The sequence below is a fragment of the Acinetobacter sp. BZX-2 genome (assembly GCF_055179795.1).
The window spans coordinates 3,220,994-3,236,074 of sequence record NZ_CM143686.1; the positions used below are offsets into that span (position 1 = coordinate 3,220,994).

General features: G+C 38.1%; 10 protein-coding genes. 6 read left to right on the forward strand and 4 right to left on the reverse strand.

All coding sequences use genetic code 11. The features are described 5' to 3' along the window. Positions 1-20 precede the first annotated feature (20 nt). A complete protein-coding gene (locus ACY45D_RS15085; protein WP_463107452.1) occupies positions 21-548 on the forward strand; it encodes a DUF2059 domain-containing protein in 528 nt (175 codons plus the stop codon). Positions 549-676: 128 nt separating this feature from the next. Here the strand turns inward: ACY45D_RS15085 and ACY45D_RS15090 are convergent, their stop codons facing one another. The 4 genes from ACY45D_RS15090 to tig form a co-directional block, all read right to left on the reverse strand. After that, positions 677-1,426, reverse strand: a complete 750-nt coding sequence (locus ACY45D_RS15090; RefSeq protein WP_463107453.1) for a DUF2846 domain-containing protein — start codon at positions 1,424-1,426, stop codon at positions 677-679. A gap of 167 nt (positions 1,427-1,593) precedes the next feature. Next, complete coding sequence (gene clpX, locus ACY45D_RS15095; protein WP_463107454.1) at positions 1,594-2,904, reverse strand: ATP-dependent Clp protease ATP-binding subunit ClpX; 1,311 nt, start codon at positions 2,902-2,904, stop codon at positions 1,594-1,596. A gap of 35 nt (positions 2,905-2,939) precedes the next feature. Next, the gene (clpP, locus tag ACY45D_RS15100) at positions 2,940-3,551 is read right to left on the reverse strand and encodes an ATP-dependent Clp endopeptidase proteolytic subunit ClpP (RefSeq protein WP_010115288.1); all 612 of its coding nucleotides are present in this window, start codon (positions 3,549-3,551) and stop codon (positions 2,940-2,942) included. 188 nt (positions 3,552-3,739) lie between these two features. Further along, the gene (gene tig / locus ACY45D_RS15105; protein WP_463107455.1) at positions 3,740-5,071 is read right to left on the reverse strand and encodes a trigger factor; all 1,332 of its coding nucleotides are present in this window, start codon (positions 5,069-5,071) and stop codon (positions 3,740-3,742) included. 270 nt (positions 5,072-5,341) lie between these two features. Between tig and ACY45D_RS15110 the strand changes: the two genes are divergently transcribed. The 5 genes from ACY45D_RS15110 (at position 5,342) to ACY45D_RS15130 (ending at position 14,858) form a co-directional block, all read left to right on the forward strand. Next, positions 5,342-7,528 carry a TonB-dependent receptor domain-containing protein gene (locus ACY45D_RS15110; RefSeq protein ID WP_463107456.1) on the forward strand — a complete coding sequence of 729 codons (2,187 nt, stop codon included), beginning with the start codon at positions 5,342-5,344 and terminating at the stop codon, positions 7,526-7,528. Positions 7,529-7,741: 213 nt separating this feature from the next. Next, entirely contained in the window at positions 7,742-10,069 is a 2,328-nt protein-coding gene (locus ACY45D_RS15115; protein WP_463107457.1) for a TonB-dependent receptor, read from the forward strand. Between the two features lie 593 nt (positions 10,070-10,662). Then, the gene (locus tag ACY45D_RS15120; protein ID WP_463107458.1) at positions 10,663-12,984 is read left to right on the forward strand and encodes a catecholate siderophore receptor Fiu; all 2,322 of its coding nucleotides are present in this window, start codon (positions 10,663-10,665) and stop codon (positions 12,982-12,984) included. Positions 12,985-13,065: 81 nt separating this feature from the next. Then, a complete protein-coding gene (locus tag ACY45D_RS15125) occupies positions 13,066-13,749 on the forward strand; it encodes a Fe2+-dependent dioxygenase (protein ID WP_463107459.1) in 684 nt (227 codons plus the stop codon). Then, a complete protein-coding gene (locus tag ACY45D_RS15130) occupies positions 13,746-14,858 on the forward strand; it encodes an alpha-hydroxy acid oxidase (RefSeq protein WP_463107460.1) in 1,113 nt (370 codons plus the stop codon). Before ACY45D_RS15125 ends, ACY45D_RS15130 begins: the two co-directional genes overlap by 4 nt. Positions 14,859-15,081 lie beyond the last annotated feature (223 nt).

Here is a 15,081-nt window from a genome sequence, read left to right on the forward strand (position 1 = left end):
GTAGGTATAAAGGAAAAAATATGAAAATCATCAACTATCTCATCTGTGGTCTGTTCTGTTGTTCTGCAAATTTAAGTTTTGCAGCCCAAGCATCCTCTCAAGATGTGGATAAATTAATCAATGTGATGAATTTAAATCAACTGATCCAAGATACTCTCAAGCAAATTCGCCCACAGCTCGACCAACAGGCTTATACCATTGTACAAAGCATTGTAAAACATGAAAATTTAAGCCCACAGGAACAAGTGATAGCCAATCAATTGGCAGATAAGCTGTATGGGCAAAGCCAGAAAATGTTGGCATGGGATAAATTAAAACCTGTTTATTCAAAAATTTATAGCAATGTATTTAATGCCGAAGAAATCAAAGCACAGATTGATTTTTATTCGAGTCCTATTGGCCAATCGATTTTACAAAAAACACCACTGGTCGCTCAGGAAAGTATGAAAATTATGAATGACCAGTTATTTTCAGTGATGCAAACCACACAACAAGATTTTGCAGATATTGATAAACAGTTACGTGAACTAAAAAAACAAGCTGATTAAAACGACGAAAATAATGGCGATAAAAACAAAGAAATCGAGTTAAACGATTAACTCGATTTCTGATAAGAGGATCAGTCTATTTCAGCTCAAAAGCACTGATTTAAAAACCACTGACTTAACTTGTTGAATTACCAAGTCATTGGGTTCCAAATTTTGAATGGTTGAGTTAAATGCACATCATCACTGACTTTATAATCTTCACCTTTAATTTTTTCTTTAGGCTTGATCACACGACCATCTGCTGTAACTTCTGCAACAAAATTTAATCCCGGTGATTTTAACTGCGTCATTGCGATTTCTTTTAACGCTTGACGTGTTGGCATTTGCATTAAAGGGCCGACACGTAGCAAACCTGCTTCGCCATTGGGGCCACCACGAAACTTCTCTTCCTCATATTTCACAAAATATTGCCCACCCGCTTCAACAGAAAAATAGGCAACTTTCGGTTTTTGGAAATGTAAAACACCCAAAGGGCGACTTAAGCTTAACTTATAATCCCCTTCCGCTAACTCAACCCAATAATAATGGTTACTGATGAGACTTGGGATATGTTCGCCATTTAAAAAGAAACTGGTTGGAATGATTTCCTGTCTGTTCCATCGGCTATCTGGGCGATAAAAATAAACGATCGCAGCTTGTGGATTTTGAGGTTTCACCAGTTTGAAATATTGACCTGGTTTTTGTTTCATCCAAGAGCCAGCAGAAAATGAAGCAATCTTATATTGATCAAGTTTCTCATGAATCAATGAGTCTTCTTTTTTCAAATCAATTGGATCTAAAGTCGAAACAACTTTTACAGATTGCTGTTCAACTGATTGATGACTTTGACACGCTGCTAAACCACAACTGATCAAAACAACTAAACCGATGTAACGCATGATTATCCCTCACCGCGTATTTTTTATTTTTCGTTCTTGATAAACACTATTTTCGCCATTGAGCTTAACATTTCAATGACCATTTAAAAATAAAAAACGTGTAAATAGTCAAACTAATTACACGTTTCAGATGAATTGCATCAGTTATTCAAACAAAATCCACGGAATTAAGCAGATTTTGTATCAAGTACCTTTAAATCCACTTTTTCTACATCGATTTGTTCTTGCTTCGGCTGACGTCCTGCTTGATAAACAGGTTCAGCTTTATCGTTAATCACTGCTTCATTGATAATGACTGTACCGACATCTTGACGGCTTGGTAAGTCATACATTGTTTCAAGCAATACATTTTCAAGGATAGAACGTAGGCCACGCGCACCAGTATTACGATCAAGTGCTTTTTTCGCCACTGCACGTAAAGCAGAGTCTTCAAAAATCAGGTCAACATTTTCCATCTCAAACAGGTATTGATACTGACGTGTTAATGCATTTTTAGGTTCAGTCAAAATCTGCATCAACGCTTCTTCATCAAGCTCTTCAAGCGTTGCAATGACAGGTAAACGACCGATGAATTCTGGAATCAGACCAAAACGAACCAAGTCAGCTGCTTCAACTTGACGGAACAATTCAGATAATTTTTTACTATCATCTTTATTCTTCACATCAGCCGTGAAACCAATACCACCCTTCTCTTGACGTTGTTGTACAACCTTCTCAAGACCTGAGAACGCACCACCGCAAATAAACAAGATATTTGCAGTATCCACTTGAATAAACTCTTGTTGTGGATGCTTACGACCACCTTGTGGTGGAATCGATGCAACGGTACCTTCAATCATTTTTAATAATGCTTGCTGTACACCTTCACCAGACACATCACGGGTAATCGATGGATTTTCAGATTTACGGGTAATCTTATCAATTTCATCAATGTAGATAATGCCCTTCTGAGCTTTCTCTACATCATAATCCGCTTTTTGCAGTAGCTTTTGAATAATGTTTTCAACATCTTCACCGACATAACCTGCTTCGGTCAATGTTGTCGCATCTGCCATCGCAAATGGAACATCTAGCAAACGAGCAAGTGTCTGCGCAAGTAAAGTTTTACCTGAACCAGTAGGTCCAATCAGCAAAATATTACTTTTCGCAATTTCCACGGCGTCAGCAGGCTTATGACCTGTTTGGCTTACTTTTAGACGTTTGTAATGGTTATATACTGCAACAGAAAGGGTTTTCTTTGCTGTATCTTGACCAATCACATACTGGTCCAATGCCGCACGAATTTCATGTGGTTTTGGTAATGGACGCGTCGCCCAATCACCTGTTTCCACTTGCTGGCTGGTTTGGACTAAGTCTAAGCATACATCCACACATTCATTACAAATGTATGCGTCCTCGCCTGCAATCAGTTTACCGACTTCAGACTGCGTTTTACCGCAAAATGAACAATGCTTTTGTCCTTGAGGAAGATCGGACATTTTCACTCCAAATTCTTAAATCTTGTCTTTAAAGTTTAGTTTTGAGGGCGTTTACTTAATACCTGATCCACTAAACCATATTCTTTCGCTTGCTCAGCAGTCATGAAATTATCACGATCTGTATCTTTCGCAACTCTTTCATAATCTTGACCACTGTGTTCTGCCATCAAACGATTTAATCGTTCTTTAATGAACAAAATTTCACGTGCATGAATTTCAATATCAGATGCTTGTCCACGGAAACCACCTAATGGTTGGTGAATCATCACACGTGCATTTTCCAAGCAATAACGCTTGCCTTTTGCACCCGCATTTAATAAAAATGCGCCCATTGATGCTGCTTGCCCCATGCAATAGGTCACAACATCAGGTTTAATAAATTGCATGGTATCGTAAATTGCCATACCAGCAGTCACAGAACCACCCGGTGAGTTGATATATAAATGAATATCTTTGTCCGGATTTTCTGCTTCCAAGAACAACATTTGCGCAACAATTAAGTTCGCCATGTTGTCTTCAACTTCGCCTGTTAAAAAAATCACACGCTCACGTAAAAGACGTGAAAAAATATCGAAAGAACGCTCACCACGAGAAGATTGTTCTACGACCATTGGTACTAAAGCGTTTTCAATTGATGGAACATACATATGTTATTTATTCCTGAATTTTTGTTACTGCACTCATAGTCACAATATGAGGGATAATGACTGAAAATGCAAAATATTCCCAACCAAATATCCGATATTTTTTGCATCAGTATTGTGAATGAATCTAACAAGCCTCTATCAAATCGCATAAAAAAAGGCGCCGAAGCGCCCTTTTTAGACTGAAGAACTTAGCCTTGTTGACGAGCTTGTTGTTCTTTCAATAAGTCTTGGTAACTTACAACTTCGTCAGTTACTTTTGCAGCAGCAAGAAGATGATCTACAACTTGATCTTCTAACACAACGCCTTCAATTTGAGCGCGTTGTTGTTTATCAGTTTTGAAGTATTCGATTACTTCTGTAGGATCTTCATAAGAAGAAGCCATATCTTCGATATAAGCATCTACACGAGCCGCATCTACTTCAAGTTTAGCATCAGCCAATACTTTGCTGACTAATACGCCAAGTTTAACTGCTTTTTCAGCTTGTTCTTTGAACAATTCATCTGGAAGCATGCTGCTGTCAAATGCTTTTGCACCTTGAGCACCAAACTGTTGAGTGAATTGTTGAATCATTTGTTGACGTTGACGATCAATTTCTTGAGCCAACATAGATTCTGGAACTTCAACTTCGTTTGCAGCAACAAGTGCATCAAAAGTTGCACCTTTCACTTGGTTACGAAGACCATTTTTCACTTCACGTTCCATATTTTTGCGAACGTCAGCTTTTAATTTTTCAACGCCTTCTTCTTCAGAAATACCAAAGATTTTTAAGAATTCAGCATCAATTTCTGGAAGCTTTTGCTTTTCAACAAGTTTTACATTGATTTTGAATTGAGCAGCTTTACCAGCAAGGTTTTCAGCTTGGTAATCTTCAGGGAAAGTAACATCGATTACTTTCTCTTCGCCTTTCTTCATACCAACGATACCGTCTTCGAAGCCAGGGATCATACGACCAGAACCTAAAACAAGTTTAAAGTCTTCAGCAGCACCGCCGTCAAACTTCTCACCATCTACAGTGCCTTCAAAATCGAAAGTCACTTGCATGTCTTTTTTAGCCATGCCTTTAGTTTCAGTCCACTCAGCACGTTGCTTTTGAAGATTTTCAAGCATTGCGTCAACATCTTTGTCAGTCACTTCAGATGTTTTACGTGAAACTTCAAGACCGTCGAATTTAACTTCAACTTCTGGATAAACTTCAACAGTTGCTTGATAAACTAAAGCATCATCTTTGTTCTCAACTTTATCGATATTTGGCATACCAACAGCGTTGATTTTTTCTTGTTGAATCGCTTCAAATACGGTGTCACGAATAATGTCGTTGACAACTTCTTGGTAAATGCCAGCGCCATATTCACGACGTACAACATTTACAGGCACTTTACCTTGACGGAAGCCGTTAATCTTCACAGTTTTAGCAGTGCGTTTCAAGCGAGCTTCAAACTGCTCGTTAATACGGCTCGTCGGTACAGATACATTTAAACGACGGGCAACGCCCGAAACCGCTTCAGAAGTTACTTGCATGGCTTCCTCGATAGAATTTAATAATTACAGTTTTTAAAAAAGTGCCACATTATATGACAACATTAAAGGATATACAAAACAGGATGACGAAACTATAAGATTTTATCTTGTTTTATTCGATTATTTCGTTTTCTTTTATTTTTTTGAGTAAATACTCAACTTTTGTATGATTCTTATTGCAAATGATAAACTTTATCATTATCATTACTATTGTTTTTAATATTTTATTAATTTTCATATATTTATCTCGTCCAATTTGGAATTCTATTTATGAGTAAGTTCAATCTCCGCCCATTAAGCCTCGCTATTATCGGAATAACCGCAAGTTCAGCATTTGCAAGTACGCAAACTGAGGATTCCTCCTCAATGCATCAACTTTCAACAATTGTGGTTTCAGCTGCGGGGTTTGAACAAGATATTAAAAATGCACCAGCTACAATGACTGTGATTACTGCTGAAGATTTAAAAAATAAACGAATTAATTCAATAGCGGATGCGTTGATTGATGTCGAAGGTGTCGATATCAGTCCTACAGCAGGAAAAACAGGTGGTTTAAATATTCGTATTCGTGGTATGGATTCTGAATATACATTAGTTTTAGTCGATGGCCGTCGCCAAAACAGCACTGGAGACATTACACCAAATGGTTTTGGTGAATCGAATAATAGTTTTATTCCACCTATTTCAGCGATTGAACGTATCGAAGTAATTCGTGGTCCAGCATCAACTTTATACGGTTCTGATGCAATGGGCGGTGTTGTTAATATTATTACAAAAAAAGTTTCAAATGAGTGGACTGGATCTATCACCTTAGATGGAACATTATTACCTAATAATTCTGATTTTGGTAATCAATATTCTGCTGATACATTTGTTTCAGGTCCAATCGTTAAAGACTTACTTGGGCTTCAAATTCGAGGAAGAAAAGCTGAAAGAAGCCAATCACATATCACACGTACAGATGACAAAGATAATTCAACAGAATTAAATATGGGCAATAACCCAACAAAGTCTGATTTAGAAACCATAGGATTACGTTTAACATTAACACCAACAGATCAGCACGATCTTTCAGCTGAATATGAACAAACTGAACAATGGTATGACAATTCACTCGGACAACTAGGTACTTTGGGTGCAAATGGTGGTTATGACAAAGCACAAGAATATAACCGAGAAAAAATGATATTGGCGCATACATGGCGCAACAACATCGGCACTTTAGACTCTAGTATCACCAATACTCAAACTGAAACGATTGGACGCCTAATTCCTTCTCGTGCACAAAATGGTTCTACAGCAATTACCCCTCGCTTATTAGAAAGTGAAGACACCATTTTTGATACTAAATTTACAACCAAATTCTTTGATGCACATAACATTACAGTAGGCGGACAATGGTGGGATGCCAGTATTAAAGATGGTCTTAGAGCCAATAAAAAAGTTTCTTTTGAGCAACTTGGCATATTTGCCGAAGATACATGGGCACTTACAGATTATCTAGCTTTAACGCTTGGTCTACGTTTTGATGACCATGATACTTTTGGGGATTTCTGGACTCCACGTGCATATTTAGTTTGGAATGCCAATAATAACTGGACTTTTAAAGGTGGTTATTCAGAAGGTTATAAAGCGCCACGATTAGAACGTTTAACCGATGGTATTTATAATGTCGGTGGGCAAGGACGCATACCTTTATTTGGTAATCCTGATTTAAAACCAGAAACCAGTAAAAACTTTGAACTTGGCGCATACTTCAATAACATTTCAAATTTCGATGCCAATATCACAGCCTTTTACAATCAAGTCGAAGATAAAATTGTTTCTGGGCCAATTGAAGAAACGTGTGATGCGAATATAAACAAAGCCTATTGTGAAGGAATAATGGTGAGTATTGGTACGCCATGGGTCATGCAATCAGGTGATAGTGGTAGTCGTTCTTGGACAATTTCACGTTCTGTAAATGCTGAAGAAGCTAAAATTTATGGTATTGAAACGGGTTTAAATTGGGAATTCCTTCCAGCTTGGAAATTAGGCTTAAATTACACTTGGACAGAAACTGAAATAAAAGACTCTAAAATTGGAAATCCACCTTTAAATGATACGCCTAAGCATATTGTTAATGCTTCTTTAAAATGGCAAGCAGACGAAAACATACAATTATGGACTCGGGGTGAATATAGAAGTGATCGAGCTCGCTTCACCTCTACTTATGAAAACTTAAGTACTGCAAACAAACAAGTATATGATGCTTTAGGCGATTATGAATCATATGCACTTTTACATGTTGGTTCGAATTTCTCTGTCAATGACCAATGGGACATTGGTGTTGCTTTATATAATGTCTTTGATAAAAACTTCATTGATTATGAAAAAGTAGGTTCAAGCTATTACAACCGATATAGCAATACTCAAGAAGGCCGTCGAGTTCAGCTAAGTACTTCATTTAAATTCTAAATCTAAAATTTCAATGAAAAACCCTGTTTTAACAGGGTTTTCTTTTTTCACAAAAAATCATACGTTTAAAAACATATTGTTACACTATTTCATTTATTTTTTCACTTTATCATAAATCTACAATCGTTAATTTCAATTTAGATAAATTGGTATAAAAAACAAGAATCATTATTATTCGCATACAAATTTGCATTACTCTTTGTGAGTTCCAGTATGTCTTTTATCAAATCACGTAAAAAAATTGTTACTACAGCAATTGCCTCTTCTTTATCAGTCATCGCCACTACAGCCATTGCACAAGAAGAAACTGCTCAACTACCAACAATCAAAGCACAAGCTACAAGTGAACAAAGCTTAAAAGTAGACCAATCTGCAAATACAAAATTTGTAGCTCCTCTTTTAGATACGCCTAAATCTGTATCTGTGATTTCAAAACAACTGATTCAAGACACTCAAGTCACAACACTTGCAGACGCACTTCGTACTGTTCCGGGGATTACACTAGGTGCTGGTGAAGGTGGTAACCCAAACGGTGACCGTCCATTTATCCGCGGTTATAACTCTGAAAGCTCAATGTTTGTAGACGGTGTACGTAATTCAACATCACAAAACCGTGAAATGTTTGCCGTAGAGCAAGTTGAAATTACCAAAGGTTCTGCATCTGCTATGGGCGGTGCAGGTACAACTGGTGGCAGTATTAACATGATTTCTAAAGTCGCTAAACAAGGTGACTTTTTAGAAGGTTCTGTTGGCGCTGGAACAGACGATTACCAACGTATTACTTTAGACGGTAACAAAGATTTTGGTAATGGTATTGCTGCACGTGTTGCTGTCATGGGACATCACAATGACAAAGCTGGCCAAAAAGATGGTACTGAATATGCACGTGCTGGTATCGCTCCAAGCATTACTTTTGGCTTAGACAGTGATACACGTGCAACATTAAGTTATTACTACTTAAAAACTGACGATACGCCAGATTCAGGTATTCCATATAACAACCCATTTCCAGCTACAAGTCCTAAAGTAGGTTTAAATGGTAATGGTAAGCCGATCGATGTTAAACAAGGCATGTACTATGGCTGGAAAGATCGTGATTTCCAAAAACAAGAAAACCAATCGGGAACCATCAAGCTTGAGCATGATTTTACTGATGATTTAACCATTAGCAATATTGCTGTTTATAACAAATCAAAGAACGATTACCTTTGGACTAACCCTGATGATTCAAAAGGGAACTTCTATAATGCTACAGGTGATTTAACAGGAAATGTTTGGGCTCGTGCAAACTCACGTGTTGGTGATACCGATGCATTTACAGATCAACTGGCTTTAAAAGGCAAGTTTAATACTGGTCGCTTCAAGCACAGCTTCAACTTAGGCGCTGAATACTCTGAGCAAGATACAGATCGTACGCAATATATTATTAATGGCGACAACACAACTGGAAATAAATATCAAAACTGCACCCCAACTGACTCAGTAAGTTCGGGCTGGTGTACTTCTGTACAAAATCCGAATCGTGGTCAATGGACGGGGACGCTTAGCACAGTAGGTGCCGATCGTTATAAAATTGAAAATGAAAATACCTCAGTTTACTTCCTTGATAGTATTGAATTACACCCACAATGGATTTTAGATTTAGGTCTTCGTTGGGATGATTATTCTGCTAAACAGACTATGACTTATGGTGCACTTAACAATTCCGTTACTGGTGCAAATAATACTAAAATTACTGCGAAAGCAGGCGATCAAGTTGCCATTAAAAATGATTCTGATTTTATCAATTATCAAGCTGGCTTAGTTTATAAACCTGTAGAAAATGGTTCGATCTATGTAAGTTATGCAACTTCATCAAATCCAGTCGGTGTAGATGGCGGTGATGGTTCTGAGGGTATTACTACTGCAATCAAGAATCTAAAACCAGAAGAAGTTCGTACGATGGAACTTGGTACGAAATGGGATGTTTTAAATGACAAGTTAAACCTAACTGCTGCCATTTTCCGTACTGAAAAAACCAATACTCGCGCAACAACTGACGAAGGTACAACCCAAAATATCGGCGAGACACGTGTCGATGGTTTGGAGTTAGGTATCAACGGTAATATCACTGAAAAATGGAGTGTATCTGCGGGTTATACTTATTTAGATAGCGAACTTGTCGATGGTGGTTTCGAGAATATCGGAACATCTACAGCACCAATTTATATTACAAACCGAAGCAACGGTAACCAAGTTCAAAACGTTGCAAAAAATAGTGGGACACTTTGGACGACATACCAAGTTTTACCTGAACTTACTTTAGGTGCTGGCGCAATTGCTATGGACAAAGTCTATGGAAATGCGGCGAATACTAAATTTGTTCCAGGCTATGTTCGTTACGATGCAATGGCACGTTATAACGTGAATAAGAATGTTGATTTACAACTCAATGTAAACAACCTTTCTGACAAACGTTATTTCACCAAAGCATACTCATCTCACTATGCAACAGAAGCTGAAGGTCGTAGCGCAGTACTTTCTATTAATTTCAAATACTAAGATCGAAAAATTAAGATCGAATACTCCTGTTTTGACAGGTAGCACTTAGAGAAAAAGGAGTCTTTGTACTAAAGGCTCCTTTTTTAATCCAAAAAATTCAGTAAATATTAAACTCATCATTCTAATCATGTAGATGAATAAATAAAATCAACGCCATCTACACAAAGCCTCCCCCTGCTCTTTTATCCTCTTTATTTTTTGATTTTCGATGACTTAGTTCATCTCAATAGTTGTTCATTTTCACATCGTGATTCTATGCAATAAAAAGTTAAATTGATGACTGAAGATTTTTAGACACTAAAATTTACCACCAATTAAAAAACACTGATTTTTAACAGAAAAAATCACTCAACTTTTACATTCTGTCATTGTTTTACTGAATCAAAATATCGAAATTAAACATTTTTTTCATCAATATTTATGCATAAACAAAGATAATAGCCATTGTTAATGATAATAATTATCACTAAAATTCGCATCAATTGTTACAGGCCTTAACAATATCTTCACTTTTACTGCATATTCAAATTTGCCAATACGCAATGCCATGCAGTCAAAGAATTTTGTCATTCATATACTAGGGATACCCTACAATGGCGCAGATTAAAAGCCGTAAACATAACAGATCAACTCAGCTTGTTGCTCTAGCAGCTTCTTTTCCTTTGATGGCACATGCCGCTCAACAGGAAAGTGACACAGCAAAATTACCTGTGATCGCAGTTGAGGCAAAAGCTGAAAACAACTATAAAGCTGAACGAGTTAGTTCTACGAAATACACTCAGCCATTGGTGGATACCCCACAAACCATTTCTGTCATTAAAAAAGAAATTTTAAAAGAACAAGGCGCGACTTCGCTTGTGGATGCTTTGCGTAATACGCCGGGAATCACATTGCAACTGGGTGAAAATGGTAATACCAGTGCAGGTGATGCATTCCAAATGCGTGGTTTTGATACTAAAAACTCGATTTATGTCGATGGTATTCGTGACATTGGTGCTGTTAGTCGTGACGTATATAACATTGAACAAATTGAAGTGGTAAAAGGGCCTTCTGGGGCAGAAGCTGGACGTGGTGGTGCGGGCGGCTATATTAACCTTGTCAGCAAACTTCCTTATGCTGAAAATAGCCGTGAAGTTTCTGCGACCTATAAAACAGCAGAACATGGTCGTTTAGCCGCTGACATCAATCAAGCAATTAATGACAGCGTGGCTGTACGTTTAAATGTCATGGGTCAACAAGGTGGTGTAGAAGGTCGCGATTATGTTGAACAAAATGGTTGGGCCGTCGCACCATCGATTGCTTTTGGTCTAGATAGTGACACTCGTTTTTACTTATATTCACAACATATTCAACAACGTAACGTTCCAGATGGTGGTATTCCCACAATCGGGATGAAAGGTTTTTATTATAATAATACCGACACTAAACTAACGCAGGCACAGCGCGATATTATTAACAATGCCGTTAACTCTGCAAGACCTGTTGATAGTGAAAATTTTTACGGCAGTATCGACGACTATGAAGATATCGATGCCAATATGGTCACTGCAAAAGTTGAAAGTGATTTTGCTGAAAATGTGAAACTGACCAATATCACACGTCTTGGTAAAACAGAAATGGACCGCGTATTAACTGGAGTCAATGCACTGGTCATTAGTGATTTAAATACACCTAAAGATCCAAACTCTTGGTCTGTGGTTCGTACTCGTCAAGGCGTAGATCAAACCAATAAAATTTTAACCAATCAAACCTCTCTCAACTTGAATCTTAAAACAGGTTCGATTGAACATGACGTCGTGGCAGGCCTAGAACTCTTAAGAGAAGAACAGTTTAACAATACATTGAATGTTCAAACGCCTGGACAAGCAGCGCCTGTTATTCCACCTGCAAGCTTATACGATCCTAATCCATATTCGAAATTACCAGTCTTAGTACATACTGGAGCATATGCAAAAGGCAAAACGGATACGGCTGCGGCGTATTTGTTCGACACTTTAAAATTTGGTGAACGTTTTCAGCTCAATGGTGGTGTTCGTGTTGATTATTATGATACTGAATATGATGGACTGACTGTTGCAACCGATGCGAAAACGTTGGCGGTCACCAATACAGCGAGTCATTTAGGTACCAATGGCACTTTAGTCAGTTGGAAATTAGGTAGCGTATTTAAACCAACGCCTGCAAGTAGCATTTATGCATCTTATGCAAAATCATTAACGCCTCCAGGTACGGCTTTTGTTTTAACTGACAGTTCAACGTCTGCAAACAACGTTACCAATAACCCAGCAGCGAAGCCACAAAAAACTCACCATTATGAGGTGGGGACTAAATGGACACTGAATGACGACAAAGTCATTCTAACCGCTGCGGCTTATCATACTGAAAATGAAAATCAAATTACGCAAGATCCGATTAGCCTACAATATGTTCCTGAAGGGAAAATGACAGTTAAAGGCTTGGAACTTGGGGCTGTAGGTCAAATTACACGTGCATGGAATGTTTCAGCAGGTGTTGCCTTCATGGACACTGAGCAAGAGAATCAGCAAACCTACAATACAACAACAAAAGTTTGGACTGAAACCAATGCCGTTCGTTGGTCACCAGACTTAACTGCGACGTTATGGACAACCTATAGCATTTCAGGATTTAAAGCGGGTGTTGGCGCACGTTATGTAGATGAGCAAAAACGTGCCATCACAGCAGGTTCGACCTCAACGACCAACATGCCTGCGATTCCGAGTTATGTCGTATTTGATGCCATGGCGGGTTATACGTTTAATAAAAATGCATCCGCAAGTCTGCATATTTATAATCTAGCAGATAAAGAATATATCAGTACGTTAAATAATGGTGGCTCACGTCTAGTACTAGGCCAACCTCGTTCTGCTGCATTATCTTTTAACTATAAGTTCTGATAAATTTAACACTCGTTTTTTATATCGTGTATTCTCAGGAATGCACGATTTTTTCTTTTTAAATCTTGGGAAAACTGAACCATGATGCTGCATATCCCTGACGTTTTGACCAAACAACAGGTTCTCGATATTCGTCACAGACTTGACCATTCAACAGCATGGATAGATGGTAAAAAAAGTGCTGGCTCACAGGCTCAGTCAATTAAGAATAATCTACAAATCGATGTCCATTCAGACATTTATCAGCAAATTTCACCATTTATTCTCACAGCTCTCAAACAGCAAGCGATGTTTCAATCAGCAGCATTGCCAAGACACTGTCTTATGCCGATGCTGAATTGTTACCAAGACTCAGGAAACTATGGCAATCATGTAGACAATGCCGTGCAATATTCATCAGAAACAGGACAACCGATCCGTACCGATGTGTCTATAACGGTATTTTTATCAGAACCTGAAGAATATGAAGGCGGTGAATTGGTCGTTGAGGACAATTATGGCACTCACGAAGTTAAACTCAATGCAGGTGATGCCATACTCTACCCTGCAACCAGCTTGCATCGGGTTGAACCTGTAACCGCAGGCAAACGTATTGCAGCATTTACGTGGATACAAAGTATGGTCAAAGATGATTGGCAACGCAGCATGTTATTCAATCTAGATATGACCATTATGCAACTGCGCCAAAAGTACGGTGATTCAGAAGAAACGGTGAGTCTAACCAGTCATTATCATAATTTATTAAGACAATGGGGCGACTTATGAACCAAACGGATTCTAAAAAAATTCTGCCTCCTTTTGCACAAATCCCAGCCTACTTACAGACCATAGCAGACTATGAACAACAGGCAGAAAAGCATTTAGCTGTAAATACTTGGCATTACCTACAAGGCGGTGCTATGGATGAATACAGTGTCAGAGACAATCTGCAACAGTTTAAAAATATTCAACTTATTCCACGTTTATTAAATGACCTAACCCAAGGCAATACTGCATGTGAGATTTTAGGACAAAAATTTCCGCATCCGATCTTTTTAGCGCCCATTGGACATCAACAACTCTTTCATAGCGATGCAGAGGCGGCTTCTGCTCTTGCTGCTGAAGTTTTAGGCAGTAATTTTGTTTTAAGTACCTTTACCAATACCAATATTCAAAATCTTAAAAAAGAAAATCCATACAAATGGTTTCAGCTCTATTGGCAAGGGGATCGTGAAAAATCATTAGCCTTGATTAAGCTCGCTGAACAACAAAACTTTAAAGCGATTGTAATTACGATAGATTCACCACACACTGGTATCCGAGATCGTGAGCGTCGTGTTTTCTTTCAACTGCCTGAGAGTATGCAGCATCCGCATACGCCGACTCATATTCCTTTGCCTGTAATAACAGAAGATCAACATCCTGTTTTTAGTGGGCTTATGCATATTGCACCCAAATGGGCGGATATTGAATTTATCATTGCCAATACGGACTTGCCTGTTATTTTAAAAGGTGTGCTTCACCCTTTAGATGCAAAAAAAGCAATAGACATCGGCGTAAAAGGCTTAATCATTTCCAATCATGGTGGGCGTGTTTTAGATACGGCTATTTCTCCACTCAAAGCCTTAGAGAAAATTAAAGCCGTTGTACCGAGTGATTTTCCATTGTTATTGGATGGCGGTGTTCGCCGTGGAACAGATGTATTCAAAGCCTTAGCACTTGGTGCTTCTGCTGTGTTGATTGGTCGTCCTGCAATTTATGGACTGGCAGTTGCAGGTGCTTTAGGTGTTGCTCATGTCATCAAAATCTTAAAGGAAGAATTTGAGATTACTATGGCTTTAATGGGAACAGCTACCGTAAATGAGATTAATCAAGAATACATTTTTCAAGATTAACGATTTTAAAGAAAATTTTTCTCTTAATTCGATTAAATAGTGCAAATTAAGAAAATTATTCCCGAACCATCTGTTTTACAATTAAGCTTAAGTTAAACCATTTACAAGCAGTCAGAGTCTGACTTTATGTGATGTTATTTCCATCCATAATTTTATGCCACTTTAGGCGAATATACTCCGAAAAATACTTGTAAATTGCGTGAATAGACACAATCTATAGAGT

Excerpts from the sequence above, each read along its gene's own strand:
- ACY45D_RS15085 (WP_463107452.1), top strand. The coding sequence starts at position 21 with ATGAAAATCATCAACTATCTCATCTGTGGTCTGTTCTGTTGTTCTGCA.
- ACY45D_RS15090 (WP_463107453.1), bottom strand. The coding sequence starts at position 1,426 with ATGCGTTACATCGGTTTAGTTGTTTTGATCAGTTGTGGTTTAGCAGCG.
- clpX (WP_463107454.1), bottom strand. The coding sequence starts at position 2,904 with ATGTCCGATCTTCCTCAAGGACAAAAGCATTGTTCATTTTGCGGTAAA.
- clpP (WP_010115288.1), bottom strand. The coding sequence starts at position 3,551 with ATGTATGTTCCATCAATTGAAAACGCTTTAGTACCAATGGTCGTAGAA.
- tig (WP_463107455.1), bottom strand. The coding sequence starts at position 5,071 with ATGCAAGTAACTTCTGAAGCGGTTTCGGGCGTTGCCCGTCGTTTAAAT.
- ACY45D_RS15110 (WP_463107456.1), top strand. The coding sequence starts at position 5,342 with ATGAGTAAGTTCAATCTCCGCCCATTAAGCCTCGCTATTATCGGAATA.
- ACY45D_RS15115 (WP_463107457.1), top strand. The coding sequence starts at position 7,742 with ATGTCTTTTATCAAATCACGTAAAAAAATTGTTACTACAGCAATTGCC.
- ACY45D_RS15120 (WP_463107458.1), top strand. The coding sequence starts at position 10,663 with ATGGCGCAGATTAAAAGCCGTAAACATAACAGATCAACTCAGCTTGTT.
- ACY45D_RS15125 (WP_463107459.1), top strand. The coding sequence starts at position 13,066 with ATGATGCTGCATATCCCTGACGTTTTGACCAAACAACAGGTTCTCGAT.
- ACY45D_RS15130 (WP_463107460.1), top strand. The coding sequence starts at position 13,746 with ATGAACCAAACGGATTCTAAAAAAATTCTGCCTCCTTTTGCACAAATC.